The 2,225-nt window shown below is 44.3% G+C and carries 2 protein-coding genes; both read right to left on the bottom strand.

Annotated elements, in window-relative coordinates:
* Positions 1 to 656, bottom strand: a 656-nt coding sequence (locus H6S82_RS29810; RefSeq protein WP_191057219.1) for a long-chain fatty acid--CoA ligase, incomplete at its 3' end; no start/stop codon positions are given.
* Positions 657 to 767: 111 nt separating this feature from the next.
* Positions 768 to 2,225: aromatic amino acid ammonia-lyase (locus tag H6S82_RS29805; RefSeq protein ID WP_191057218.1), on the bottom strand; the 1,458-nt coding region annotated here is incomplete at its 5' end.

Genomic DNA, 2,225 nt, shown 5'->3' with positions numbered 1-2,225 from the left:
AATCCGCTATTCAAAATTGCATTCTGTCCAAAACAGTGGAATAAAGGCAAATAAAGCAACAACTTATCATTTGGTGTAATTCCGCAACTGTAACGCTGGGAGTGCATATTCGAGACCACATTGCCGTGAGAAAGTACTGCACCCTTGGGAAATCCAGTCGTTCCAGAAGTGTAAACAATTGTCGCTGGGTCTTTCGGTTCCATCTCTACACATTGAAAGATGGGAGAAGAAATTGCCATTAATTCTTCTAGTTTTAAACCCGTTGCATTGGGACTGTCTGTCAGCAACACCCGCCCCAAGTCAACTAAATCGCGATCGGGCACATTTGACCGCAACTTTTCAGTTGTAATAATCGCCTTCGACCCCGAATCGTTAAGGATATACCAAATTTCATCTCGCTTCAGCATTACGTTAATGGAAACCAACACAGCCCCCAGTTTTTGAATGCCGAAATAAGCAAAGATAAATTCCGGAATATTGGGCAAATACAAAGCTACGCGATCGCCTTTTTTGATACCCAAATTTTGCAATCCATTCGCGACTCGATTTGCCCTTTCATCGAGTTCTTCGTAACTGAAACATTGACCTTCAAAAATCAGAGCGGTTTTTTGAGGAAAAATGCGCCTCCCCCGCTCAATGTTCTGAGCGATGTTCATGGTTTTAGGAATAGGGAATAGGGGTTAGGGAATAGGGGCTAGGGAAGAGGGAAGAGAAAAGAAAAAAGAGGTGGAGACTTTATCATCTTTTTTACCTCTTTTCTCTAGTCCCTAATCCCTATCCCCTAGCTCCTGCAAAATCTCTTTGACAGCTTCTACAATTACCCCGCCAGCTTGAATATCAGCGGTAATTGCTGCCAAATGTTCGTCTAAAAATTGGTCGCGATCGTTCCAAATATAAGGTTCTTTGGCAGAAGGAGCTTTTCCAACTACTTGTCGCACCGCTTCATACAAAGGTTTAGTGCGTGACGACAAACACTTTTGTCCATCGTAATGACCCGCCACTTTAAAAGTTCGCAAGTCTACCGCTTGCACGCCAAACATCAAAGCAACCGCCATATATTGCTGAGCGAGTTCTATCGAATTCCGGGTTAAATTCGCGGCGGCAAAACCTTGAGAATTGATATTTTGGTTGAATTGTTCTGCATGAGTGGGAAAGCGATCGGCGATCGAATTACCGTAAAATGTCAACATCGGCATAATGGAATTTCCCGTAATTTGTAAAGCCTTCAATCCCATGTTGACCGAACCTTCAGTATTCCCCACTAAAGAAGGAGATAAGCCATTATTAAACTCCGGTGCAGCTAACAGCGCAACTTGCACATCCAAATGCTTTGCCAACAATCCCAAAAGATAGCGCAACCGATCCATTCCCACGCTGATATACTGCCCCAAAAAGTTACCGCCGTGATAGCTAGCTTGATGATTCACATCAATAACGGGATTATCGGTAACCGAGTTGATTTCTACTTCAATTTGGCGCTCGATTTCTTTCATACCATCGACGATCGGCCCCATATATTGCGGCAAACAGCGCAACGAATAACGGTCTTGAATTAAACTTTCCCCATTAAAGTGATTCGCGCCGTTTAATTCATCGAAACTCAAACGCGAACCGGCTAGCAACTTCACCATTTCTGCCGCTGTCCACACTTGTCCGAAATGCGGTTTCAGTCGGTGGATAAAGGGATGAAATGATTGATTTGTCCCGCCCAATCCTTGTATCATTAAGGCATGAGATCCCATTGCCAAAGCGAGTAAAACTTTAGCGTCATAGGTGCAAAGAGCGGCAATTCCAGTCATCACAGAAGTGCCATTCATCATGGCTAAACCTTCTTTGGGTAACAAATCGATCGGAGGCATTCCCAACCTTTCCAAGGCTTCTAAGCATGACATTTCTACGCCTTTAAAGTCCACTGTAAATCGTTTGTCTAAGCCAATAATCGAACCTGTGATGTAGGCTAGGGGTGTCAAGTCGCCAGAAGCGCCGATCGAGCCGAGTTCGGGGACGTGGGGAGTAACGTTGTTGTTTAAAAAGGTTTTCATGCGATCGATCAATTTCCACCGAATTCCCGATGCACCTTGCAAGTGGAAGTTCATTCTTAAGAGCATCGCAGCTCTTACTTCGGGAATTGGTAGTTTTTTTCCGGCTCCGGCTTTATGATACCAAACTAAGTTATTTTGCAATTCGGAGGCATCGTCTGGTGCAATTTCCGTATTGGCCATGCC

The sequence above is a fragment of the Planktothrix sp. FACHB-1355 genome (genome assembly GCF_014748295.1).
Classification (GTDB): Bacteria; Cyanobacteriota; Cyanobacteriia; order Cyanobacteriales; family Aerosakkonemataceae; genus Aerosakkonema; species Aerosakkonema funiforme_A.
This window is presented reverse-complemented; position numbering and strand designations above follow the sequence as displayed.